This window comes from Caulobacter sp. Root1472, assembly GCF_001426985.1.
GTDB classification, from domain to species: domain Bacteria; phylum Pseudomonadota; class Alphaproteobacteria; order Caulobacterales; family Caulobacteraceae; genus Caulobacter; species Caulobacter rhizosphaerae.
Window position 1 is genome coordinate 54,014 of the sequence record NZ_LMFX01000010.1, and the last position, 23,436, is coordinate 77,449.

A 23,436-nucleotide genomic window follows, 5' to 3' on the forward strand; every position below is an offset into this window, starting at 1 on the left:
CGGCCAGTCTCGCCACAGGGCGCGCGTCCCAAGGTAGAGAATGGCTGTTCAGCCCGTTCCTGACCCGCTAGACCCGGGCGAGAGGATGGACGGGGGCGTCGCGTGATCATCGGTATCGACCTGGGCACCACCAATAGCGCGGTGGGGGTTTGGCGTGACGGCAAGGTGGAGCTGATCCCCAACAGCCTGGGCGCGGTCCTGACGCCGTCGGCGGTCGGCCTCGACGACGACGGCGCTCTGCTGGTCGGCCTGGCCGCGCGCGAGCGCCGCTCGACCCACCCGACCCTGACCGCCACGACGTTCAAGCGCTACATGGGCTCGACCCGGACCACGCGCCTGGGCAAGCAAGACTATCTGCCCGAGGACCTGTCGGCCCTGGTGCTGGCGCGGCTGAAGGCCGACGCCGAGGCCTATCTGGGCCAGCCGGTCACCGAGGCGGTGATCACCGTGCCAGCCTATTTCAACGACAAGCAGCGCAAGGCCACCCGACGGGCCGGCGAGCTGGCGGGCCTGAAGGTCGAGCGGCTGCTCAACGAGCCCACCGCCGCGGCCCTGGCCTACGGAATCCATGAACTGGGCGACGAGACCCGCTTCCTGGTGTTCGACCTGGGCGGCGGCACCTTCGACGTCTCGGTGCTGGAGATCTTCGAGGGCGTGATCGAGGTCCGCGCCTCGACCGGCGACAACCAGCTGGGCGGCGAGGATTTCAACGCCGTCCTGGTGCAGATGATGCGCGAGGCGCATGGCAAGGCCTGGGGCAAGGCCGAGGCCGACTTCGGCTTCCGCCAACGCCTGCAGGTCGCCGCCGAGAAAGCTCGCCGGACCCTGACCGACCAGCCCGCCGCCGACATGACCGTCACCTGGCAGGACGGGAGCTGGACGCTGGAGGTCACGGCCGAGGCGTTCGAGGCCGCGGCCGCGCCCCTGCTGGCCCGCCTGCGCGAGCCGGTGCTGGGGGCCTTGCGCGACGGCTCGGTGCAGGCCGCCGCCCTCAAGGAGATCGTCCTGGTCGGCGGAGCCACCCGCATGCCGATCGTGCGCCGCGCGGTGACCCGGATGTTCGGCCGCTTTCCCTCCAACGCCGTGCATCCGGACGAGGCGGTGGTGATCGGTGCGGCGATCCAGGCGGGATTGAAGGCGCGCGACGCCGCCCTCAAGGACGTGGTCATGACCGACGTCTGCCCCTATTCGCTGGGCGTCGACATCGCCGAGACCGGACCGGGCGGAGCGCTGCGTGACGGCATCTTCTCGCCGGTCATCGAACGCAACACCGTCGTGCCGGCCAGCCGCATGAGCGTGTTCAGCACCATCCAGCCGGGCCAGCGCAAGGTGGTGTTCAACGTCTTCCAGGGCGAGTCCCGGCTCGTCGCCGACAACATCCGCCTGGGTCGGATCGAGATCCCCGTGCCGCCGGCCCGAGCGGGCGAGATCCAGGTCGAGGTGCGCTTCAGCTACGACGTCAACGGGCTGATCGAGGTGGACGTCCATGTGCCCCACACCGGCGAGCGCCGGCAGCTGGTCATCGTCGACGACCAGGACGGCCCGCCGCCGGACCTGGAACAGCGCCGCGCCGCCCTGGCCGCCCTGAAGGTCAATCCCCGCGACCAGGACGCCAACCGCGCCGCCAGCGCCCGGGCTGCGCGCTGCTACGAGCTGTTCCTGGGCGAACGCCGCGCTCACGTCGCCGAGCTGATCTCGCGCTTCGAGACGGTCCTGGACCGTCAGGACCCGCGGGCGATCGACGCCGCCCGGCAGGAGTTGATCCACGGCCTGGACGCGCTGGACGGCGAGACCTTCCTGTGAACCCGCAGATCTGGGAGGTCCTGGACCTGGCGCCGGTCCGCGACCGCGACGCCATCCGCCGGGCCTATGCCCGCCGGCTGAAGGTCACCAGCCCCGAGGATGACGCCGAGGGTTTCAGGACCCTGCGCGAGGCCTATGAGCAGGCGCTGGCCGCGCTGGACTGGGATTGGGCGTGGGAAGACGACGACGGCCAGGAGCAGCAGGACCTGGAGGACCAGCCCCCGTCCGTCGCCGGCGTCTTCGCCGACGCCGCGGACGTGCTGGCCCTGCTGCAGGGCGGCGTCCGGGCGTTCGACGCCGGGCGGCGTGCGGATCCATCGACGCTGCACGGCCATGAGGCGCACGAACGGCTGCTGACCGAGCTGGAGCGGCTGGTCGCCGATGGGGACGACGCCCCGGCCCAGTTGGAGACCGCCCTGGCCGCGATCCTCGCCTCGCCGGCCATGGAGGAGCTGGCGGTGGCGGTCCACACCGAGCAGCACATCGCCCACCTGATCGCCGACAACGCGCCGCGTTCCGACGTCCTGGTGCGACCGGCCATCAACGCCTTTCGCTGGAGCCGCGACCGCACCGGCCTGCATGGCGGCGGCGCGATCGAGGCGGTGCTCGACCGCGACGCCGACATCATTTTCCGCACGGGCCTGCTTCGCGACCGGGGCCCGCGTCGCCCGGCCTTCCTGGCCTTGACCCGGCCGCTGAACCGGGGACCGAGTTGGCGCGACCGGTGCTGGCCCGGCTTCGAACCGGCCATGGGCGCCGTGCTGGCCCAGATCAACCGCCGGCCCAGCCTGCGCGCCGACGTCGACCCCGAGACCCTGGCCGCCTGGGAGGAGCGCCTGGGCCGGCCCCACCTTTCGCCCCTGGTCCTGTGCATCGCCGTCCTGGCGCCGCTGGTCCCCGCCCCGCTCGGCCTGATGACCAGCCCGCTGATGGCGCTGGGGATCTACATGATGGGCGCCGCGGCCTGCCTGGCGGTATCCGGCCTCTGGATCTTCGGCGTGCTTCCGCTTCGCCGGCGCTGGCGCGAGAGCTGGGAGTGGCGGGCGCCGATCTGGGCCCGCGCCGGCTGGGCGCCCTTCAGTCTCGCCCTGCTGCTTCTGGCCAGCCTGGCCCCCGTCAACGCCTGGGCGACGGCCGGGGTCGGCCTTTGCGCGGCCGCCCTGGCGCTCTGGGCGGTGGTCACCAGCGAGGTCGAGGTCGATCCGTCGCCGAAAGCCTGGCCCCTGCCGCTGAGGCTGGTGGTCGGCCAAAGCATCCTGGTGGTCTGGTGGGGCTTCCTGATGATGGTCGCTCCGGAAGCGACGCCGCCGGCCGCGACCGCGGCCTTCATCGGCGCCGTGGTCGCCAGCGCGGCCGGCGCCTCGAGCTTGCCGATCCTATGGTACCGCTGGACCGTCCGCCCTCTGCGTTTCGCCCTGATCCTGGCCCTGTCCGGCGCGGCGGTCTGGACCGCCCTGCAGCTCCTGGACGCGCGTGAGGCGACCGGCGGCGCGGCCTTGGCCGCGGCGGCGACGGCCGCCGTCATCTTCGCGCACCGTCCCGCCGCTGGCGGCCTGGGTCCGACCGCCCTGCAATGGCGCTATCGGGTCCAGGCCTTCTCCCTGTTCGTGATGGTCGGGGCCGGGACCGAACTGGGCTGGCTGAAGGTCACCGGCCTTTGGCTGCTGGCCGGCGTGGCGGTCGCCCTGGTCGGGGCGATCGCCTTGGAAAAGGACCTCTAGCGCCCCATCTCGTCGGCCGCCGTCCGGGCCAGCGCCTCGTCGAAGTCCGTGACCTCGGCATAGCCCAGCCGGCGGCGGATCTTGGCGTTGTCGACGAACAACGGGTAGCCGAGGTCCAGGCCTGAGACCGCCTTGGCCAGGGCGCCGCGCGCCACGTCGGGATGGGCCAGCTGGATCTCGCCGGGCCAGCCCAGGTGTTCGGCGAAGGTCGCGGCCCAGGCGAGGTTGGTCGGGGTGTTGGCGCGGCCCAGGTTGAAGGTGTCGCCGCCGGCCCGGGGATGGACCGCCGCCAGGGCGATCCCGGCCGCCACGTCGTCGACATAGCCGAAGGTCGCCCGCCAGCCGGCCCACGGATGGGGGATCACGAAACGCGGCCGGCCCTGGACCATCGGCCGGATGGCCCACGAGAACCGCCGCTGGCGGTCGCCGGGCCCGAACACCATGGGCAGGCGCAGGATGGTCGCCTCCAGCCCCGCGGTCGCGCGAGCCGCCTCTTCGAGCGGGATCTTGTCGTAGTCGTCCATCCAGGCCTGGGGATCGCCGGCCGCGCGCGGCCTGGCCAAGCGGTAGGGAAAGCGGCTGTCCCGCAGCGGGGCGTCTTCGGTCAGCCGGTCCCAGATCGGCGTCGGCCGGCCCTTGCGGTGCAGGCCCTCGTAGTTGCGATAGACGTCGACCGAGCTGACCAGCACGTAGCGGGCGATACGGCCCGACAGGGCGTCGAGCAGCGGCAGGGTGTCGGCCGCCGTGTAGGCGATCAGGTCGACCACCGTGTCGGCGCCCAGCTCGCGCACGGCCGCCAGCACCGCCGCCGGGTCGCGGCGGTCCAGCACCACCGACGCCGCCCCGGCCGCGACCTCGCGCGCCCCGTGGTGGGCCGCGCCCGTCTCGACGCCGTCGGCCAGCAGCCGCGCGACCACCGGGCCGCCGATGAAACCCGTCCCTCCAAGGACCAGGACGCCCATGCCGCTTCTCGAAACTCCAGACTCGCGAGCGCCAGCCTATGCGCGAGCCGCCGCTTCGACGCAAACGCGCGATGCCGCGCTCTTCTCCCTATCGGCCGTCATCCCGGGCCTTGTGGCCCGGGAACCCTCGCTCAGCTGAACCGTGAGGCTCCAGCGGTTCGCTGGCGAACCGCCCCTACTGCACCTGCGGCGGACAAAGGGGTCCCGGGCACGGGGCCCGGGATGACGGCCGAAGGGGGGCGCGTCTGTCGACCACATCCCAAACTTTGCTGGTTGGCATGTTCCGCGCCCCGTCGCACAGTCGGCGCAAACAAATGTTTGGGGGAACGGCCATGGGCTGGAAGGGCAAGGCGGCGCTGACGGCCGTGGGGCTGGTGCTGGCGGTCTCGGCCGTGGTGGCGGTGCGCACGGCGACCTTCAAGGCGCCCGTGGCCGACACCGCCGGCGTCCGCCTGGCCGCGGCCCGTCCGTTCGACGTCGACCTGGCGGCCCGGCATCTGGGCGAGGCCGTCCGCTTCCGGACCGTCAGCCATCAGGACCCCGCCGAGGATCAGCCGGCCGAGTGGGACAGGCTGCACGCCTGGCTGCAGGCGACCTATCCCGACGCCCACCGGGTGATGGGCCGCGAGGTCGTGGCCGGCCACGCCCTGGTCTACACCTGGCCCGGAACCGACCGGGGCCTGGCCCCGATCGTGCTGATGGCCCACCAGGACGTGGTGCCGGTCACCCCCGGCAGCGAAGAGTCGTGGACCCACCCGCCGTTCGACGGCGTGGTGGCCGACGGCGCGGTCTGGGGCCGGGGCGCGATCGACGACAAGGGCAGCCTGGTCACCCTGTTCGAGGCGCTGGACGGCTTGGCCAAGGCCGGCTTCGTCCCCAAACGCACGGTGATCCTGGTCAGCGGCCACGACGAGGAGGTGCGCGGCGGCGGCGCGCGGGCCGCGGCCGCCCTGCTGAAGTCGCGCGGGATCAAGGCCCAGTTCGTGCTCGACGAGGGCATGGTGGTGGTCGAGGACCATCCGGTGACCAAGAAACCCGTGGCCCTGATCGCCACGGCCGAGAAGGGCTACGCCACCCTGACCGTCATCGCCCCCGCCGTCGGCGGCCACTCGTCGGCCCCGCCACCCCAGACCGGCGTGACCACCCTGGCCAAGGCCGTGCTGGCGATCGCCGACCATCCGTTTCCGATGAGGTTCAGCGGCCCCGGGGCCGACATGCTGAAAAGCCTGGCCCCGCACAGCTCGGCGACCATCAGGATGGCGGCCGCCAACCCCTGGCTGTTCTCGCCGCTGCTGGTCAGCCAGACCGCCAAGACGCCGGCCGGGGCGGCCATGCTGCACACCACCATCGCCCCGACCATGCTGAAGGGCTCGCCCAAGGAGAACGTCCTGCCGCAGGACGCCACGGCCTGGATCAACTACCGCATCGCCCCCGGCGACACCTCGGCGCAGGTGATGGCCCGGGCCCGCGACGCGGTCGGCGATCTGCCGGTCAGGCTGGCCTGGGTGAAGGCCCCGGACGAGCCCAGCAAGGTGTCGTCCATCACCTCCGACGGCTGGAAGACCCTGGCCGCCCTGGCTGGCGACGAGAGCCGCGCGCCCGTCGCCCCGGCCCTGATGACCGCCGCCAGCGACAGCCGCTACATGGGCCCGATCGCCGACGACATCTACCGCTTCCAGCCCCTGGTGCTGTCGGTCGACGCCACCAAGATGATCCACGGCACGGACGAGCACATCTCGGTGGCCAATGTCGAACGCATGGTGCGGTTCTACCAGCGGCTGGTGGAGACGGCGGCGAGCCGATAGGCGCCTTCCGACACAAACTCTTCACGGGACCCCGGCGCGGTGATCGGGCCTATTGCCCCCGGGGACGGCGCGCGGGGCGTGTCGCGGGTCGGACGACGCACATGGCTGACGACGCGCAGATGCTGGCCTTGCGGCCGGCTTCGAAGGCCATGAGGGTCGGCGAAGGCTTCGTGCTGGACGCCTGGTATGTGGCGGCCCTGTCGTCCGAGCTGAAGCCGGGCCGGATGGAAAGTCGGGAGTATCTGGGCGAACCGGTCGTGATCGGACGGACCCGGGCCGGGCCCGTCTACGCCCTGCGCGACGTCTGTCCGCACCGCGCCGCCAAGCTGTCGGCGGGCAAGGTCCGCGCCGAAGCGGACGGCGGCGAGAGCGTCGAGTGCCCCTATCACGGCTGGCGGTTCCGCACCGACGGCGCCTGCGCCAAGATCCCCGCCCTGACCGCCGACAACCCGCTGGACGTCGCGAAGGTCCGTGTCCGGACCTATCCGCTGGTGGAAGCCCAGGGGCTGGTGTGGATCTGGATGTCTTCCGATCCGCGCTTTGACGGCGCCCCGCCTGGGCCGCCCCCGGTGATCCCCGGCGTGGTGGGCGGCAAGCCCAAGCTGGTCGACCACCTTGACTACGACATCCACATCGACCACGCGGTGCTGGGGCTGATCGATCCCGCCCACGGCCCGTTCGTTCACCGGCAGTGGTGGTGGCGCACCGGCGCCAGCCAGCACGAGAAACACAAGGCCTTCGCCCCGTCCGAGGCCGGATTCACCATGACCCGGCACACGCCGAGCAGGAACTCCAAGGCCTACGCCATCCTCGGTGGGCAGCCCCTGACCGAAATCACCTTCCGCCTGCCGGGCCTGCGCTGGGAGCATGTGAGGGTCGGCGAGCGGCAGGTGCTGGCCCTGTCGGCCATGACGCCGATCAACGCCGGCAAGACCCGGATGAACCAGATCATCTGGTCCGACCACCCGGCGTTCACCGCCCTCCATCCCGTGATCCGTCTGGCCGCCCGGGCCTTTCTGCGGCAGGACGGCAGGATCGTCGCGGCCCAGGCCCGGGGGCTGCGCGACAACCCGGCCCTGATGTGGATGGGCGACGCCGACCAGCAGGGCCTCTGGTACCACCAGCTCAAGCGCGAATGGAACGCCAGCCGCCGCGAGGCGCGGGCGTTTCGCAACCCGGTGGAGGAGACGACGCTGCGGTGGCGGACATGAGGGCGACCGGTTAGGCTTGGACATCGCCCAAGGAAGATCCGTGCACGCCCAAGACGATCAAGACCGAGCCTTCGACGCCCTGTTCGAGCCGCATGGCGACGGCTACCTGGTATTCGGCAAACGGGGCGGCGCACTGTTTTCCGTTCAGGAACGCGACGCCTATGTCGCGGCCCACCGAAAGGCCAAGCCGGGCCGGAAGGCGCTCCCGATCATCACCACCGTCACCCTAGGCGTGGCGCTGATCGAATTCGTCACGCTCAACGCCGCGCTCCAATGGTGGCCGGCCTTCAGGTCTTCGGCGGACGCCGTCGTCGCGGGGGTGGTCGCGATCGCCCTGATCCTGCCGGTGGCGCTGATGGGCTGCCTGGCCTATCCGTCCCTGAGCCTGATCTCACGCGTTCGCCGTGAGGCGGATCGGCGCGCACCCTTGGCGCCGCCGCGCGGGACGCCGGCCTGGACGTCCAGACTGCCGAACCTCTTGGCATTCGTCGGGGTGATCGGCCTTTCCGTCGCCGTGGTCCTTGGATGGGCGACCTTGACCTGGCCCTGGATCCTGGCGGGATGCGGCGTGGCCGGGCTGATCTGCTACGTCGTCACGCGTCCCGGCGGGCGATAGCTCAGCCGGCCGTCTCGTCCGGGATCACGACCGTCTCCATCCGCCCCTCGAAGCGCCAGCCCAGCACCTCGTACAGCGCCCGACCTTCCGGCGTGGCGACCAGGACGCCCCGGGCCGCGCCCAGCGTCCGGGCCCGTTCGCCCAGGACGCCCATCACGAACCGCCCGAGGCCGCGCCGCTGGTGCGCCGGATCGGTGATGATCTTGTCGAACACGGCGAAGCCGCCGGTCAGGGCGGCGCGGCCCGAAGCCGCCAAGACTCCGTCCGCGTCTTGGATCTCGACGACCAGCACCGCCCCCTCGGCGCGGAGCTCCTGAACATAGCCGGCGGCCAGGGGCGTGGGCGGTGGGGCGGCGACGAGATCGACGGCCATCAGGTCGCCGGGCGGCTGCGGACTCCAGCGCGCGTCGACAGCCGCCAGCAGCGCTTCAGGCGGGCAGAAGGCCTTCAGGAAGATCCCGGGCGCGGTGATGCTCGCCGCCAGGTCCGACAGAGCCGCCGCGTCCAGGGCCGGGAAGATCAAGCGCTCGGCATGTCCGGGTTGTCCCACCACGATCCGGTGGCCGCCCGCCGCGTGGATCGGCGCGCCGACGCCTCGCGACAACGCCCAGCCGGCCGCCCACGCCTCGACCAGCGCTGCATCGACCGATCCGCTCATGCGCCCCTCGATCCGCCTATTTGCGATCAGACAGTTTGGTGACCGCCAGGAGACATAGCCCGCCAACAAGGAAGACGGCCGCGAGTCGAAGCCAGGTCGAGAGATCGACCCCGGTTTCCTGCACCCAAGCCTGTGCGGTCCGATGCCGGTTGCCGAAAGGCCATATAAGCATGCCCACACCGGTGGCCATCAAGATGAAGGCCGCCCAGTCGCCGATCTTTCTCGTCAGGTTCTTCATCTACGCAAGGCGCCGTCATTCAGCAGGTTCACCGCCCCTATTCCCCCTTCGTCGGCACACACCGCAGGATCACCTTGTCGATCCGCGAGCCGTCCATGTCGACCACCTCGGCGTCGAAGCCGCCCAACTCGACGATCTCTCCCTCACGAGGGATCCGCCCGAGCCGATCCAGCAACAGCCCGGCCACGGTGTGGTAACCGCCCTCGGCCTGGAAGGCCTCGCCCAGGGCGTCGTTCAGCTCCTGGATGTCCACCCGCGCATCGACCAGCCAGGTCCCGTCCTCGCGACGCAGGATACGGGTCTCGGTCTCGTCGTGGTCCTCGGGGAAGTCGCCGGCGATCATCTCCAGCAGGTCCAGCGGGGTGATCGCCCCCTGGATCGAGCCGAACTCGTCGACCACCAGGGCCATGTGCAGCGGCGTCTGCTTGAACACCGCCATGGCCCGCAGCAGCGACATGGTCTCGGGGATGGCGATCGGCTGCTGGACGTGGCTCTTGATGTCGATGGTCTCGCCGCCCAGGCAGGCGTCCAGCAGGTCCTTCTTGAGGATCACCCCGATGTCGCCGTCCAGGTCGCCCTCGCTGGCCACCACGATGCGCGAATAGGGGCAGTCGCGGATCTCTTGCAGGATCTCGTCCTGGCTGTCGGTCAGCGAGATCCAGAACAGGTCGCGGCGCGGGGTCATGGCCACGCGGACCGGACGGTCGCCCAGGCGCAGCACCTCCTGGATCATCGAGCGCTCCTCGGGCTCGATCAGGCCCGCGTCGGCGCCCTCGGCCAGCACGGTCTCGACCTCCTCGGCGGTGATGTCGTTGGTCCGCTCGTCGCGCACGCCCATCAGCTTGAGGATGCCGGCGGTCGAGACGGTCAGCAGGGTGACGAACGGGCGCAGCACCGTGGCCACCACCGCCAGGAACGGCGACATGCGGCGGGCGATCACGTCGGGGAACAGCAGGGCCAGGCGCTTGGGCACCAGCTCGCCCAGGATCACCGAGACATAGGTCAGGCCGATGACCACGATGATGGTGGCGATCGCCTCGGAATGCGGCCCGACCACCGGCTTGTCCTTCAGCCAGGCGTCCAGGGCGCCGGCGATGGTCGCCTGGCCGTAGGCGCCGGCCAGGATGCCGATCAGGGTGATGCCGACCTGCACGGCCGACAGGAACCGGGTGGGATGCTCGGCCATGGCCAGGGCCAGCTTGGCCCCCTTGTCGCCGCGGTCGGCGAAGGTCTGCAGCCGGGCGCGACGGGCCGAGACCACCGCCAGTTCGGACATGGAGAACACCCCGTTCAGCAGAACGAGGAGCAGGACGACGGCGAGCGCGAGGAGGATCATGGCCCTTCAGGGTTGGCGCGGCCCAGGCGGGCGCGGGGGCCCACTATACAAAAGAAAACGCCGCGGCCCACTGGGGACCGCGGCGTCGCCTTGTTCCGGCTCGTGTCGGCCTATTGGGCCGGACGCGCCATCGCCGTCTTGTTGGCGGCGACCTGCTTCTGGGCGTCGTGCTGGCCGGGGGGCAGCGGGATCAGGCCGCGGCCTTGCAGATAGCCGCCCCGGCCCGTGGCCGCGTCCGAGGTGAACTCGGTGACGAATTCGGCCAGGCCCGGCGTCACGCCGATATTGGCCTTCTTGACGTAGATGAACAGCGAGCGCGACAGCGGGTAGGAGCCGTCGGCGATCGTCTGGGCCGAGGGACGCACGCCGTTGACCGAGGCGCCCTTGATCTTGTCCATGTTCTCTTCGAGGTAGGACCAGCCGAAGACGCCCAGCGAGCCGGGGGTCTTGGTCAGGGTGCCGACGATGGCGTTGTCGTTCTCGCCGGCGTCGATCCAGCCGTCGTTGCGCAGCGGGTCGACCAGGGCCTTGAACTTCTTCTCGTTGTCGCCGCGAATGGCGTCGGCGGTCGGGAACTTGCGGGCGCCGGCCTCGATGGCCAGTTCCACGAAGGCGTCGCGCGTGCCCGAGGTGGGCGGCGGGCCATAGACCTGGATGCGGTTGCCCGGCAGGCCCGAGCCGATCTCGTCCCAGGTCTTGTACGGGTTGGCGACGAACTGGCCGCCCTTCAGCACTTGCTTGGACAGGCCCAGGTACAGGTGCTCGGTCTTGAAGTTGTAGTCGGCGCCGTCCTTGTCGGTGGCCACGACGATGCCGTCGAAGCCGATCTTGATCTGGACGATGTCCTTGACGCCCTTGGCGGCGCAGGCGTCGAATTCCGACTTCTTCATCGGACGCGAGGCGTTGGCGATGTCCGGGAAGCCTTCGCCCGAGCCCGAGCAGAACAGCTTGATGCCGCCGCCGGTGCCGAGGCTTTCGACCTTCGGGGCCTTCTTGCCGGTCTTCTTGGCGAAGTTTTCGGCGGTGCGGGTGGCGAACGGGAACACGGTCGAGGAACCGGCGGCCCAGACATAGTCGCGGGCGGCGTGGGCGGGGGCGGCGGCGAGGCCCGAAAGGGCCACGGCGGCGGCCGCGCAGGAAAGCAGCTTCTTCATGGAGGACTCCTGGAGTCTCTGGAGCGTTGCGAGAAAGGGTCCAGGCCGGCGTTCGCGCCGGCCTGGAGGAAGGGTCTTAGAAATCCAGCTGGGCGCGCAGCTGGAATTGCTTGATGTCCGTGCCGCGGCCGACGACGACCGGATCGACCGAGCCGTCGGTGTAGTTGGCCTGGAAGCGGACATAGGCGGTCGGGTAGTAGTTCACGCCCAGGGTCCAGGCGGTGTACTTGCCGGCGTCCTGCGACAGGGTCTTGCTGGCCGCGGTCGAGGCCGACTTGTAGGCGTCGGTCAGGTCGGCGTAGTCGTAGCGCAGGGCCAGTTCGACGCCGCCGAAGCCGCCGGCGGTGATCGGGTTCAGGATCTTCGGACGCTTGATCTCGCCGGCGACCGGATCGTAGTTGCGGGTCTCGCCCGTCGGCCAGAAGCTGACGAAGGCGTAGCCCACCTTGATGTCCGGGTTCGAACCCGGGGCCGTGGTGGCCAGGCGCTCGACCGAGATGTTCGAATATTCGCCCTGGACCGAGAACGGACCATGGATCCAGGCGCCTTCGGCGGCCAGGGTGGTGTCGCGGTCGGCGATGGCGCCCGTCTTGTAGTACAGGCCGCTGGTGCCGTAGTTGGTGTCCGGGCGGCCCTGATAGTTGAAGGCGCCTTCGTTGCCGTGGTTGCGGTAGCGGGCCGATACGGCCAGGTGGACCTTGTCGGTGTCGCTCAGCAGCGGGGCGTAGTGGACGCGGCCGGTGAAGCCCAGGCGTTCCTGCGAGTTCTGGTTGGTGTTGGTCGCCGACGAGGTGTTGTTGATGTCGGCGTTGTTGATGCTGTCGCCCTGGACGGCGCCGGTGACGCTCCAGTTGGGGCCCTGCACCTTGCCCACGACGCTCAGCAGGTAGCTGTCGACGCCGAAGTCACCGTACGGACCGCGGTCCATGAAGGTGGTGAAGCGGGTCGAGGTCAGGTTTTCCAGGCCGGTGGCCTTGACGTTACCGATCAGGATCGAGGTCATTTCGGTCGGCTTGACCTCGATGACCACGTCGTCCCACGACGGGTTGCCGCCGTTCACCCAGCCGCCCTCGGCCTTGTAGGCGATGTAGTTGTTCAGCTTGCCTTCGATGCCGATGAACACCTGGCGGCCGCGGATGTTGCTGGTCTTGTAGTCGGTCGCCGCGCCTTCGCGGTCGACGTCCTGGAACACGCCGTCCACCAGGATACGGCCGCGGACCTTGAAATAGACGTCGTCGTTCGTCCACTGCGGAGCGCCCTTCCAGGCGATCGTGTTGTCTTGCGCGTGAGCCGCGACGCCGAGGCCGCAGGCCAGCATGGCGCCCAGCGCCGCGCCGCAGACCAGCGAGGTCTTGTTCCGCATGTGAGAATTCCCCTTTAGGCTTTGCCCCCTGCCCGTTGGTCCGGATCAGGTAGGAGCGCTTTACGGGGGTCCCGTGACGGTTCCGCCACCCTTTGATGACAGACCGATGACAAGCCTTTTCAACACGTTAATTGTGGCCCCAGAGCCACAGAACGGTCCTTAAAGCAGACGTGTGCGGATGATCTGCGACAGAAGGTCGATCAGCGAAACGGCCACGACGATGACCAGGACAATGCAGCCGGTCTGGTCGTACTGGAAGCCGTTGATCGAATCGAGCAGCACTTGGCCCACCCCGCCGGCCCCGATCAGACCCAGGACGGTCGCCGACCGGCTGGAGCTTTCGAAGCGGTACAGCGCATAGCTGGTCCACAGCGGCGCCACCTGCGGGATCACCCCCCAGACCACCTCAGCCAGCTTGATCGCGCCGGTCGCCCGCACGCCCTCGACCGGACCCTTGTCGATCGACTCGACCGCCTCGGCGAACAGCTTGGCCAGCACGCCGCCGGTGTTGAACATCAGGGCCATGACCCCGGCGAACGGGCCCAGGCCCACGGCCGTGATGAAGATCAGCGCCACCACCAGGTCGGGGATCGAGCGGATCAGGTCCAGCAGGCGACGCACCGGCTGCTGGATCCACCACGGGCTGATGTTGCGCGCGCCCAGCAGGCCCAGCGGGATGGCCACGACGATGGCCAGGGCCGTGCCCCACAGGGCCATCTGGATCGTCTGCCACATCTTGCCGATGTACAGCTCCCAGTCGGCGGCCATGAACGCCTTGGGATCGCCGAACGGCGAGAAGAAGCCGCTGGCGAAGCCCTGCATCTTGCTGGCGTCGCTGAACAGCTGCGGAAACTTGTCGATCTCGGCCGGCTTGAAGCTGACCACCAGCAGGGCGATCACCCCGCCCCACAACAGCAGGTCGAAGGCCCGCGCCGAGAGCGGCTTGCTGGGCGGGGGCGGGATGGCGTCGCTCATGAGTGGTTCGGGCGTCCTGGTCAGTTGGCCGGCGCGGCCAGGCCGGCCTTGCCGTCGGCGGCCAGGCGCTCGGCCTTGATGCCGGCCAGGTTTTTCTCGGCCGCCGCCAGCTTGGCCTTGTCGCCGGTCTCGCGGGCCAGGCCGACCTGCTCCAGGGCCTCCATCTCGCGCACCACCAGCAGGTGGGTGTCGTCGGCGGGCTTGAAGCCGCCCATCGACAGGCGCGCCAGGTTCTTGCGCTGCTGGGCCGCGACCGGGGTGTCGCCCTGGCCGTAGGTCAGGAAGAACTGGCGCAGCTTTTCCTTCACCACCGGGTCGAGATCCTTGCGCCAGACGATCGGATCCTCCGGCAGGGTCGGCGACTCCCAGATCACCTTGACCTTCCTGGCCTGGGCGCCGCCCTTGGCGTACTCGTTCAGGCGCAGGGCCGTGGTGTTGTTGGTGGCCGCGTCCAGCTTGTGGTTGGCCACCGCGAACAGGTTGGCGTCATGGCTGGCGCTGAGCACGGTCTTGAAGCAGGTCTCGGGCTTCTTGTCGGCCGGGATGAACAGGTAGGTCATCGGGGCCAGAGTGCCCGAGGTCGACTTCTTGTCGCCGATGCCGAAGTTCAGGCTCTTGTCGCACTTGAGCAGCCCCTCGACCGTCAGCTTGCTGTCGGCCGGGACGATGATCACCGACTTGTAGCCATCGGTCCCCGACGGGTCGAAGGTGCGGGCGAAGACCTCGCCGCCCGAGCGGCGCACGGCCTCCAAGCCCGAGGCGTTGGAGAACCAGCCCACGTCGGTCTGCTTGGCGCCCATGGCCACGATCAGCGACGAATAGTTGGACGAGAAGAACGGCTTCACCTTCATGCCGGTCGACTGTTCCATGTCGGCCAGGATGGGCTTCCAGTAGCTCTCCATGTTCTGGGCCGACTCGGTCGACAGGATGGAGAACACGATCGTGTCCTTGGAGGCGGCCGGGCCGGCGGCCTTCTGCTCCCCGCACGCGGCGAGCGTCAGGGCGGCGACGAGGCCGAGGCCGGCGACGCCAAGGCGCGAGAGTGCGGTGCGGCGGATCATTGCGGGGCTCCTTCCCAGAATACGTCCTCGAATTCCGGGCCGTAGATGTCGATGAGTTTGGCGCGATCCAGGCCGCTGGTCGGGCCGTCATAGACCTTCTGGCCGGCCTTCAGCGCCACCACCCGGTCGCAATAGCGCAGGGCGTAGTCGACCTGGTGCAGGGTGACCACCACGGTCAGGCCGTCGGTCTTGTTCAGGTCACGGAGGATCTCCATGACCTTGCGCGCCGAAACCGGGTCGAGCGAGGCGACCGGCTCGTCGGCGAGGATGATCTTGGCCCTCTGGACCAAGGCCCGGGCGATGGCCCCGCGCTGCTGCTGGCCGCCCGACAGGGTGTTGGCGCGCTGGGCGGCGTAGTCGGCCACGCCCACACGGTGAAGGGCGGCCATGGCCGCCGTCCGCGTCTCGGCCGGCCAGGCCCCGAACAGGCCGCGCAGCGTACCGATCCGCCCCAGCGAGCCCAGGGCGACGTTGGTGAACAGGGTCAGGCGGCCGACCAGGTTGAACTGCTGGGCGATGAAGCCGATGCGGATGCGGGCCTTGCGCACCTGGTCGCTGACCCGGCCCCGGGCCTGGACCGGGCCGGCGAAGGCGGTGATCACGCCTTCTCCCTCATCAATGGTCTGCAGGCCGTCGATCGAACGCAGCAGGGTCGATTTGCCCGAGCCCGACGGGCCGATGAGCGCGATCATCTCGCCGCGACCGACGTCGAGCGAAACGGCGTCCAGCGCCCGCCGCGACCCGAAGGTCTTGGAGGCGGCGCGGATCGAGAGAACAGGGTCCGACGTCATGGTCGGGACGAATCCTTAACGAGGTTTTGGACGCTGGGAAATGCGTTCGTCGGTTTGGGGCACGGACGCAATGGATTTGTGACGGTCGGTGGATCAATTCACCGCAAGGGCGAGCGCAAGCCCGCGTCCAAAAGACTCTTTACATCGTGCGGCGATGACCCTATTTCGCTCGCTCCGGCGGACCCGAAGTCCTCATAAGCGCTGCTAACGCCGGCCTGGGTTTCACTTCTGCAGGGGTCTACGTGAATTGCACACGTACCATAATCCCCTGGACCTGGTCCGTGAGCGGTCACCGGAACGTCCCGTCGCACTCGTGCGGCCCGACGCGGTTTCCGTAGCGGCGCGCTGGTTCCAGGCTGAATTCAAAGGCGACGTCTTTTACGCGGTGAAGGCCAATCCTTCGCCGTGGGTGATCCGCGAGCTGGCGGACGCCGGCGTGCGGTCGTTCGACGTGGCCTCGCTGAACGAGGTCGAGCTGGTCGGCGAGCACGCTCCCGGCTCGCGCATGGCCTTCATGCATCCGGTGAAGAGCCGGGTGGCGATCTCGGCCGCCTATTTCGATCACGGCGTGCGGACCTTCTCGTTCGACACCCATGAGGAACTGGCCAAGATCCTCGACGCCACCGGCCAGGCCAAGGACCTGAACCTGATCGTCCGCATGGGCGTGCAGGCCGAGGGCGCGGCCTACAGCCTGTCGGGCAAGTTCGGCGTCGAGTCGCACAACGCCCCGGCCCTGCTGCTGGCGGCCCGTCGCTCCACCCAGGACCTGATGGGCGTGTCGTTCCACGTCGGCAGCCAGTGCATGCGCCCCACCGCCTACCAGGCGGCCATGGCCCAGGCCTCGCGCGCCCTGGTGCGGGCCGGCGTGCTGGCCGACGTCGTCGACGTCGGCGGCGGCTTCCCGTCGATCTATCCCGGCATGGTGCCGCCGGACATGTCCGAATACCTGGCGGCCATCGACCGGGGCTTCGCCGACATGATGGTCCACGAGACCACCGAGCTGTGGTGCGAACCCGGCCGGGCCCTGGTGGCCGAGGCCTCGTCCCTGCTGGTCAAGGTCGAGCTGAAGAAGGGCGACGCGCTCTATCTGAACGACGGCTCGTACGGCTCGCTGTTCGACGCGGCCCACATGAAATGGCCGTTCCCGGTCAAGCTGTTCCGCAAGAACGGCGAAGTGGTGGAAGAGGGCCTCAAGCCGTTCCGCTTCTACGGCCCCACCTGCGACAGCGTCGACCACATGCCCGGCCCGTTCTACCTGCCGGAAAGCGTCGACGAGGGCGACTACATCGAGATCGGCATGCTGGGCGCCTATGGCGTGGCCATGTCGACCCGCTTCAACGGCTTTGGGGAAACCGACATCGCCCAGGTTTCGGACGCCCCGATGGCCTCGATGTACGGCCTGGCCAAGCGCTCGATCGCCACGCCCCGGCCCGAGGCCGAGGAACGCAAGATCGTCCGCTTCTCGCGCCCCAAGGGCGCGGCCGGCAAGAAGCGGCGGCGTAGATAGTTGAAATCCAGAGCGTGACCGCCGTGCGTCCTTCGAGGCTCGCCTGCGGCTCGCACCTCAGGATGAGGACTTTCTTGCACTGAATTCCTCATCCTGAGGCGCCCGCGATAGCGGGCCTCGAAGGACGCACGGCGCGCGACGCGAAATCGTCACTAAGCGTCGCGACAAATGTGCGTTAAACCCGCGCCGCATCGACCGCTCGCGCGTTTGGATGCGAACCCATCGCCCCCACCGGTCGCTCCGTCCCGGTGGACGGCCAGTTTCAACGACGGGCGTCCAAAGTCAGGGAAACCGAAGCGATGAACGCTCCCGTTCCGAACAACCAGAAGGCCGAGCTGCTGCAGAACGTGGTCGAGCATATCGACATCACGTCGTTCGACGCCCGCCCGATCATCGACTCCATGCGCAAGATGTCGTTCAGCTCGCGCGACACCGCCCGCGCCGCCGACATCTTCAACATGGCGCTGGAGGACAAGTCCTGCTCGCCCTGGCTGATCCTGGCCGGCTCCACCTCGGCCGGCGGCTGCATGCACGTCTACCGCGACATGGTGAAGAACGGCATGATCGACGCCGTGGTCGCCACCGGCGCCTCGATCGTCGACATGGACTTCTTCGAGGCCCTGGGCTTCAAGCACTATCAGGCCGCCGGCCCCGTCGACGACAACGTGCTGCGCGACAACTACATCGACCGCATCTACGACACCTATATCGACGAGGAAGAACTCCAGAACTGCGACCACACGATCCTGGAGATCTGCAATCGCCTGGAGCCGCGCGCCTATTCCTCGCGCGAGTTCATCTGGGAGATGGGCAAGTGGCTGTCCGAGGGCAACGCCAAGAAGCAAGGCTCGCTGATCCAGACCGCCTATGAAGAAGGCGTGCCGATCTTCTGCCCGGCCTTCGTCGACAGCTCGGCCGGCTTTGGCCTGGTCAAGCACCAGAAGGAACGCATCGCCGCCAAGCAGCCCTATCTGATGATCGACGCGGTCGCGGACTTCCGCGAACTGACTGACATCAAGATCGCGGCCGGCACCACGGGCCTGTTCATGGTCGGCGGCGGCGTGCCCAAGAACTTCGCCCAGGACACCGTCGTCTGCGCCGAGATCCTCGGCGTCGAGGCCGACATGCACAAGTACGCGGTCCAGATCACCGTGGCCGACGTCCGCGACGGCGCCTGCAGCAGCTCGACGCTGAAGGAAGCCGCCTCGTGGGGCAAGGTCAACACCACCTACGAGCAGATGGTGTTCGCCGAGGCCACCACCGTGGTGCCGCTGATCGCCTCGGACGCCTATCACCGCGAGCACTGGAAGGGCCGCGAAAAGCCGCGCTGGCAGAAGCTGTTCGGCAAGTAGGCTTGATACGGACGACCTGAAACTGCAGGGTCCCCGAAGTTCGCTTCGGGGACCTTTTTCATGCGCGTCGGCTTGATGATCGGGATGACCGCCCTGGCTCTGGCCGGCTGCGCCAGCCTGACGGGCTCGCAGGCCGATCCCTACCTGGCCAAGGGCGCCTACGACGCGCGCCAGGCCGTGCCGCCGCCTCCCCCGGCGGGGTCCGCCGCCGACCAGCGGGACCGGGCCGTCTTCCTGGCCACCCGCCGGCTGAAGGACACCCCGCGCTGGTCGCTGGCCAGGCAGGACACGCACAAGGCCGCGATCGCGGACGCCTACAGCTGCGCCTTGGGCGTGACGCCCAGCCGCCAGGCCACGCCTCGGCTGGCGGCGCTGCTACGGCGGATCGGGCGCGACGTGCGACCGGCTGTGGCGGCGCCCAAGCGGCTCTACGACCGCAAGCGGCCCTACCAGGTGCAGCCGGGCGCGATCTGCGTGCGCAGCGGCCTGGTCACCGCCTTGACGCCCGACTACCCCTCCGGCCACGCCACCTGGGGCTGGACGGTGGGACTGGTCCTGGCCAAGGCCCAGCCGCAACGGTCCGACGCCATCCTGGCCCGCGCCAGGGCCTATGGCGAAAGCCGGGTGGTGTGCGGCGTGCACAACGCCTCCTCGGTCGAGGCGGGTCGGCTGAACGCCGCCGCCCTGGTCAGGACCCTGGAGCGCTCGCCGGCCTTCACCGCGGACCTGGCCGCCGTCGGCCGCGAACTGGACGCCGCCCGGACGGCGGGCCTCGTCCCTGATCCCGCCCGCTGCACGGCTGAGGCGGCGGTGCTGGCCCAGCGACCGTACTGACCGGAACGCCGACGCGGTTGCAACGGGCCCCTGTGGCCTCTACCTCTTGCCCATGGCCCATCACGCCGCGTGCGATCACGACCACCACAACCACGGCGTCGCCGGTTCGGCCCTCGCCGCCGAGCTCGACGCCGCCGAGGCGCGCTGCGGCGCCGTCGACCAGCGCCTGACCGCCCCGCGCCGCCGGGTGCTGGAACTGTTGCTGCAGGCCGGCCAGCCCGTGAAGGCCTACGACCTGATCGCCAGCTTCGCCATTGATGGTCCGCCTGCCAAGCCGCCGACCGTCTACAGGGCCCTGGACTTTCTCGAGAAGCAGGGCTTCGCCCACCGCATCGAGAGCCTCAACGCCTATGTCGCCTGCCGCAAGGAAGCCGACGGCCACGCCGCCGCCTTCCTGATCTGCGACTGCTGCGGCGCCACCCGCGAGATCGAGCCCAAGGCCAGCGCCGAGATCATCGCCGCCGGCGCCGCCGCAGGCTACGCCCTGACCGACGTGACCATCGAGGCTCATGGGCTCTGCGCGGATTGCCGCGAAGCCTAGGCTGGGGCATCGCGCGGAAGAGTGGACGCCGGCTTTCCGCAAAAGCGATGCTCTAGGCGCCCTCGCTAAAGTCTGTACACTTTTTACGATTGAGACACCGCTTCACCGCCTTTTGGGAGAGCGAGATGACTGATCGTGACTCGGCCAAAACCTCGTGGTGGCACAGCACGCCCGTTCTCGTGAGCGCCATCGCCGGCCTGCTCACCGCGATAACGGGCCTGGTCGTCGGACTGCACCAGGCCGGCGTCATCGGCGGCGGCGCTTCGGACCGGTCGCCCGCGACGGTGGTGGCGCCGACCGCCGCGCCCGGGACCACCGCCAGCCCCTTGTCCCTCGCCTCGCCCACTCCGCCCGACACTGCGGCGCCCAGCGGACTACCCCTGACCGGACCGCCCGGCCGCAACCTGCTGTCGCCGCAATACGGCGGGCGCCTGGTCGCGGCGCCGAGCAAGGCCTGGTCGTCGGCCAACGATGATGTCCTGGCGCAGGGCACGACCATCACCTTCCTCGACGCCTTCGCCATCTTCGGCTTCCAGGACGACCGGCCAGCCACCTTCGACCGCTTCGGCATCCTGGTCCCCAAGGCCGACGAAAATCCCGCCACGATCGAGATCGCCGCCGGCGACGCCCTGACCGGGCCGTTCCGCCCGCTGGCCAAGGTGCGGATCCTGAACCTGTACGTCGCGGCGAACGACGGCTGGCAGTATTTCGACCTCCCGAAGACCACCGCCCGCTATGTCCGGATCACGACCAGCGAAAGGCCCGACCACGGCGTCATGGGCTATATCAGCGAGCTCAGCCTCGACGAGAAGCCCGCAAGCGAGAAGCCGCCAGGCGGGAAGTCCTGACGGCGGGGAAGGGGCGATTGCGGACAGCCGGCGAACGCCGCTAGGGTTCGAACACTCGTTCCACGCCAGGATGCCTGCCCATGACGCCCACCGAGACCTTCCCCGGCGTCGAGATCTGGCGTGGCGGCGTCAACACCTGGGACTGCGACGAGATGGGGCACATGAACGTGCGCTTCTACGTCACCCGGGCCATGGAGGGGCTGGCCGGGCTGGCCGCCGAGCTGGGCCTGCCACACGCCTTCTCGCCCTGGGCGAACGCCACCCTGATGGTCCGCGAGCAGCACATCCGCTTCCTGCGCGAGGCCCATGCCGGGGCGGCCCTGCACATGCTGGGCGGGGTGATGGCGATCTCCGAGACCGAGGCCCGGGTGCTGCAGCTCCTGGTCCACACGGCGACCGGCCAGCTGGCGGCGACCTTTCAGACAACGATCGCCCATGTCACACCGCGCGAAGGCGAGGCCTTTCCCTGGCCGCGCATCGTCCACGAGCGCGCGGCGGCGCTGCAGGTCGAGCCGCCCGACCAGGCCCGGGCGCGCAGCCTGGACCTGTCGCCGTTCGCCCCGACCGCCAGCCTAGCCCGCGCCGAGGCCCTGAACCTCAAGCGCATCGGCCTGGGGGCCCTGTCGCCGACCGATTGCGACGTGTTCGGACGAATGCGCATGGAGCAGTTCATCGGCCGGGTCTCCGACGGCATCGGCGCCTTCATCGGCCCGTTCCGCGACATCGTCGTCGCCCACGCAGAGCCCCGCCCCGCACGGGTCGGCGGCGCGGTCCTGGAATACCGTCTGGCCCAGCTGGCCTGGCCCCGGGCCGGCGACCGGGTCGAGCTGCGCTCCGGCCTGGTCGGGACCGAGGGCTCGGCCATGCGGGTGGTGCACTGGATGCTGGACCCGACCACCGGCCGGCCCTGGGGCACGTCCGAAGCCGTGGCGGTCACCTTCGACCTGGACGCCCGCAGGGTGGCGCAGATCAGCGACGCGGCGCGGGCGGAACTGGGCAAGGCGGCGGTGAAGGGGCTGGCGCTGTAGGCCGAACGACGGTCGGGCGCGGCGCGCGGTCCTCCTCCTTCGACACGCTCAGGATGAGGACCCTTTACGGGCTCGGCAGTCGAAAACTTCATCCTGAGCCTGTCGAAGGACGAGGTTTTCGCCTCCCAACGGGGATCGGTAGGCCCTACCCCGCCGCCATCTCGAAGATCGCCTCGCGCGCCAGGTCTGGGCGCTCCATCGGCAGGAAGTGGCTGGCGCCGGCCACCGTCTCGACGCGGATGTGAGGGTGGCGGCGCATCACGCCCGCGCCGTCGCCGACGTGGCAGGTCGAGCCCTTCTCGGCCTTCAGAACCCGCGCCGGGCAGCGGATGCGGCCCATGGCCCGCCAGGGGTCGTGGGCCTGGGCGCTGTAGTTGGAGGCCTCCCAGGCCGGCGCGCAGGCCAGCTCGACCTTGCCGTCGTCGCGATCCTTGAAGCCGCCGCCGACATAGTCGGCCAGCATGGTCTCGGGCCAGGTCCTGAACGCCCCGCGGCCGCGATAGGCGGCGAAGGCGGCCTCGCGGTTTTCGAACACCGCGCGGCGGCGCAGCGCGCCCTGGACCAGCGGCAGATGCCGCCACAGCGCGCCGGACGTCCAGGGCATGTGGGCGTAGAAGGCCATGATCCGCGGCATGATCACCGGGTCCAGCAGCACCAGGCCGCGCACCTTTTCCGGCGCCGCGGCGGCGGCCAGCAGGCTGACGGTGCCGCCCATCGAATGGCCGGCCAGCACCGCCGGCCCCTGGTCGAGGGCGGCCAGCAGGGCCAGCAGGTCGTCGCGCAGGTCCAGCCAGCTTCGCCGACGCTCCGGATTGGCGGCGAGACGGCTGGAGCCGTGGCCGCGCTGGTCGACCGCCAGGATCCGCAGGCCGGCCGACAGCGGGGCCAGCAAGGCGCGGTAGGTCTGGCCGTTGAAGCCGTTGGCATGGACGAAGACCACGTCCACCGGGCGGTCGGCGGGCCCGAATTCCAGCACCGCCATCTCGCCGGCCCCGGCGCGGCTGGCGATCGGGATGAAGCGTCGGCGAGGTTCCCGGAAGACGGCCGCGTCCATGGCGGAAGGGCTCCTGTTGCGGCGGCTGGTTCCTAAGTTAGGCCCACGGCGTTACCTCGTCCATGGAGCAGCCCCAAAGAACCGTTCCGGGAGAGCGCTGATGCCGCCGCTGGCCACCATCGGATACGAGCTGGACACCCTGGACGGCATGATCGGCCGCCTGAAGGCGGCGGGGGTGAAGGCCGTCGTCGACGTCCGCGCCGTGGCCGCCTCGCGCCGGCCGGGCTTTTCCAAGACCATGCTGGGCAACAGCCTCCGGGCCGAGGGGATCGACTACGTTCACCTGCGGCCGCTGGGTACGCCCAAGGCCGGCCGCGAGGCGGCCCGGGCGGGACGAACGGACGAGATGCGCGCGATCTTCCACGCCCACCTGGCCGAGCCCGCCGCCCAGGTGGCGCTGGGCGAGGCCACGGCCCTGGCCGAGGACGGTCCTATCGCCCTGCTCTGTTACGAGCACGAGGCCCGGTGCTGCCACCGGGCCATCGTGGCCGACGAGATCCGGGCCCGGCTGAAGTGCGAGGTGGTGGATCTGTGAGGGCGACAGCGAAATTCGTCGCCATCCCGGAAGCCTCGCCGAG

At 69.7% G+C, this 23,436-nt stretch carries 22 protein-coding genes and 1 pseudogene; 13 read left to right on the forward strand and 10 right to left on the reverse strand.

The features are described from left to right. Positions 1-102: 102 nt before the first annotated feature. On the forward strand, positions 103-1,803 hold the full coding sequence (locus ASD47_RS08385) for an Hsp70 family protein (RefSeq protein ID WP_056754348.1): 1,701 nt from the start codon (positions 103-105) through the stop codon (positions 1,801-1,803). Further along, positions 1,800-3,524: a hypothetical protein gene (locus ASD47_RS08390; RefSeq protein ID WP_056754351.1), complete on the forward strand. Its 1,725-nt coding sequence runs from the start codon at positions 1,800-1,802 to the stop codon at positions 3,522-3,524. Before ASD47_RS08385 ends, ASD47_RS08390 begins: the two co-directional genes overlap by 4 nt. Here the strand turns inward: ASD47_RS08390 and ASD47_RS08395 are convergent. Next, positions 3,521-4,486: an NAD-dependent epimerase/dehydratase family protein gene (locus ASD47_RS08395; protein ID WP_056754353.1), complete on the reverse strand. Its 966-nt coding sequence runs from the start codon at positions 4,484-4,486 to the stop codon at positions 3,521-3,523. The genes ASD47_RS08390 and ASD47_RS08395 overlap by 4 nt on opposite strands. Before the next feature lie 332 nt (positions 4,487-4,818). On the opposite strand from ASD47_RS08395, the gene ASD47_RS08400 reads away from it, so the two are divergent. From ASD47_RS08400 to ASD47_RS08410, 3 genes are all read left to right on the forward strand, one after another. After that, positions 4,819-6,291 carry a M20 family peptidase gene (locus tag ASD47_RS08400; RefSeq protein ID WP_056754357.1) on the forward strand — a complete coding sequence of 491 codons (1,473 nt, stop codon included), beginning with the start codon at positions 4,819-4,821 and terminating at the stop codon, positions 6,289-6,291. Between the two features lie 101 nt (positions 6,292-6,392). Further along, the gene (locus ASD47_RS08405) at positions 6,393-7,502 is read left to right on the forward strand and encodes an aromatic ring-hydroxylating dioxygenase subunit alpha (protein ID WP_056754359.1); all 1,110 of its coding nucleotides are present in this window, start codon (positions 6,393-6,395) and stop codon (positions 7,500-7,502) included. Between the two features lie 40 nt (positions 7,503-7,542). Further along, complete coding sequence (locus ASD47_RS08410; RefSeq protein WP_056754360.1) at positions 7,543-8,118, forward strand: hypothetical protein; 576 nt, start codon at positions 7,543-7,545, stop codon at positions 8,116-8,118. A gap of 1 nt (position 8,119) precedes the next feature. On the opposite strand, the gene ASD47_RS08415 is transcribed toward ASD47_RS08410, so the two are convergent. The 8 genes from ASD47_RS08415 to phnC form a co-directional block, all read right to left on the reverse strand. Next, positions 8,120-8,776: a GNAT family N-acetyltransferase gene (locus ASD47_RS08415; protein ID WP_056754363.1), complete on the reverse strand. Its 657-nt coding sequence runs from the start codon at positions 8,774-8,776 to the stop codon at positions 8,120-8,122. A gap of 16 nt (positions 8,777-8,792) precedes the next feature. Next, entirely contained in the window at positions 8,793-9,014 is a 222-nt protein-coding gene (locus ASD47_RS08420; RefSeq protein WP_056754364.1) for a hypothetical protein, read from the reverse strand. 37 nt (positions 9,015-9,051) lie between these two features. Beyond that, on the reverse strand, positions 9,052-10,350 hold the full coding sequence (locus ASD47_RS08425; RefSeq protein WP_056754367.1) for a hemolysin family protein: 1,299 nt from the start codon (positions 10,348-10,350) through the stop codon (positions 9,052-9,054). Between the two features lie 110 nt (positions 10,351-10,460). Next, on the reverse strand, positions 10,461-11,504 hold the full coding sequence (locus ASD47_RS08430; RefSeq protein ID WP_056754370.1) for a substrate-binding domain-containing protein: 1,044 nt from the start codon (positions 11,502-11,504) through the stop codon (positions 10,461-10,463). A 76-nt stretch (positions 11,505-11,580) separates the two neighbouring features. Next, positions 11,581-12,867, reverse strand: a complete 1,287-nt coding sequence (locus tag ASD47_RS08435; RefSeq protein WP_056754374.1) for an OprO/OprP family phosphate-selective porin — start codon at positions 12,865-12,867, stop codon at positions 11,581-11,583. 159 nt (positions 12,868-13,026) lie between these two features. Continuing rightward, on the reverse strand, positions 13,027-13,842 hold the full coding sequence (phnE, locus tag ASD47_RS08440) for a phosphonate ABC transporter, permease protein PhnE (protein WP_056754376.1): 816 nt from the start codon (positions 13,840-13,842) through the stop codon (positions 13,027-13,029). Between the two features lie 20 nt (positions 13,843-13,862). Further along, entirely contained in the window at positions 13,863-14,903 is a 1,041-nt protein-coding gene (gene phnD, locus ASD47_RS08445) for a phosphate/phosphite/phosphonate ABC transporter substrate-binding protein (RefSeq protein ID WP_056754378.1), read from the reverse strand. Further along, positions 14,900-15,694: a phosphonate ABC transporter ATP-binding protein gene (gene phnC / locus ASD47_RS08450; protein ID WP_056754380.1), complete on the reverse strand. Its 795-nt coding sequence runs from the start codon at positions 15,692-15,694 to the stop codon at positions 14,900-14,902. The genes phnD and phnC overlap by 4 nt, the downstream gene beginning before the upstream one ends. A gap of 247 nt (positions 15,695-15,941) precedes the next feature. Between phnC and ASD47_RS08455 the strand changes: the two genes are divergently transcribed. The 7 genes and pseudogenes from ASD47_RS08455 to ASD47_RS08480 all read left to right on the forward strand — a co-directional run bounded on the left by ASD47_RS08455 (position 15,942) and on the right by ASD47_RS08480 (position 21,804). After that, positions 15,942-17,201, forward strand: coding sequence for a type III PLP-dependent enzyme (locus ASD47_RS08455; RefSeq protein ID WP_056754387.1), 1,260 nt, complete (start codon positions 15,942-15,944; stop codon positions 17,199-17,201). A gap of 43 nt (positions 17,202-17,244) precedes the next feature. Further along, positions 17,245-17,357: pseudogene (locus ASD47_RS28170) on the forward strand (hypothetical protein). Positions 17,358-17,500: 143 nt separating this feature from the next. After that, a complete protein-coding gene (locus tag ASD47_RS08460) occupies positions 17,501-18,553 on the forward strand; it encodes a deoxyhypusine synthase (protein WP_056754391.1) in 1,053 nt (350 codons plus the stop codon). A gap of 60 nt (positions 18,554-18,613) precedes the next feature. Then, positions 18,614-19,387, forward strand: coding sequence for a phosphatase PAP2 family protein (locus ASD47_RS08465; RefSeq protein ID WP_056754397.1), 774 nt, complete (start codon positions 18,614-18,616; stop codon positions 19,385-19,387). A 52-nt stretch (positions 19,388-19,439) separates the two neighbouring features. Continuing rightward, entirely contained in the window at positions 19,440-19,928 is a 489-nt protein-coding gene (locus ASD47_RS08470) for a Fur family transcriptional regulator (RefSeq protein WP_156402175.1), read from the forward strand. Positions 19,929-20,053: 125 nt separating this feature from the next. After that, positions 20,054-20,776 (forward strand): hypothetical protein, encoded by a 723-nt coding sequence (locus ASD47_RS08475; RefSeq protein WP_156402176.1) that lies wholly within the window; start codon positions 20,054-20,056, stop codon positions 20,774-20,776. A gap of 80 nt (positions 20,777-20,856) precedes the next feature. Then, the gene (locus ASD47_RS08480; RefSeq protein ID WP_056754405.1) at positions 20,857-21,804 is read left to right on the forward strand and encodes a thioesterase family protein; all 948 of its coding nucleotides are present in this window, start codon (positions 20,857-20,859) and stop codon (positions 21,802-21,804) included. A gap of 145 nt (positions 21,805-21,949) precedes the next feature. Here the strand turns inward: ASD47_RS08480 and ASD47_RS08485 are convergent, their stop codons facing one another. Then, positions 21,950-22,858, reverse strand: coding sequence for an alpha/beta fold hydrolase (locus ASD47_RS08485; protein WP_056754408.1), 909 nt, complete (start codon positions 22,856-22,858; stop codon positions 21,950-21,952). A gap of 100 nt (positions 22,859-22,958) precedes the next feature. On the opposite strand from ASD47_RS08485, the gene ASD47_RS08490 reads away from it, so the two are divergent. Then, complete coding sequence (locus ASD47_RS08490) at positions 22,959-23,393, forward strand: DUF488 family protein (protein ID WP_056754411.1); 435 nt, start codon at positions 22,959-22,961, stop codon at positions 23,391-23,393. The last annotated feature ends 43 nt before the right edge of the window (positions 23,394-23,436 follow it).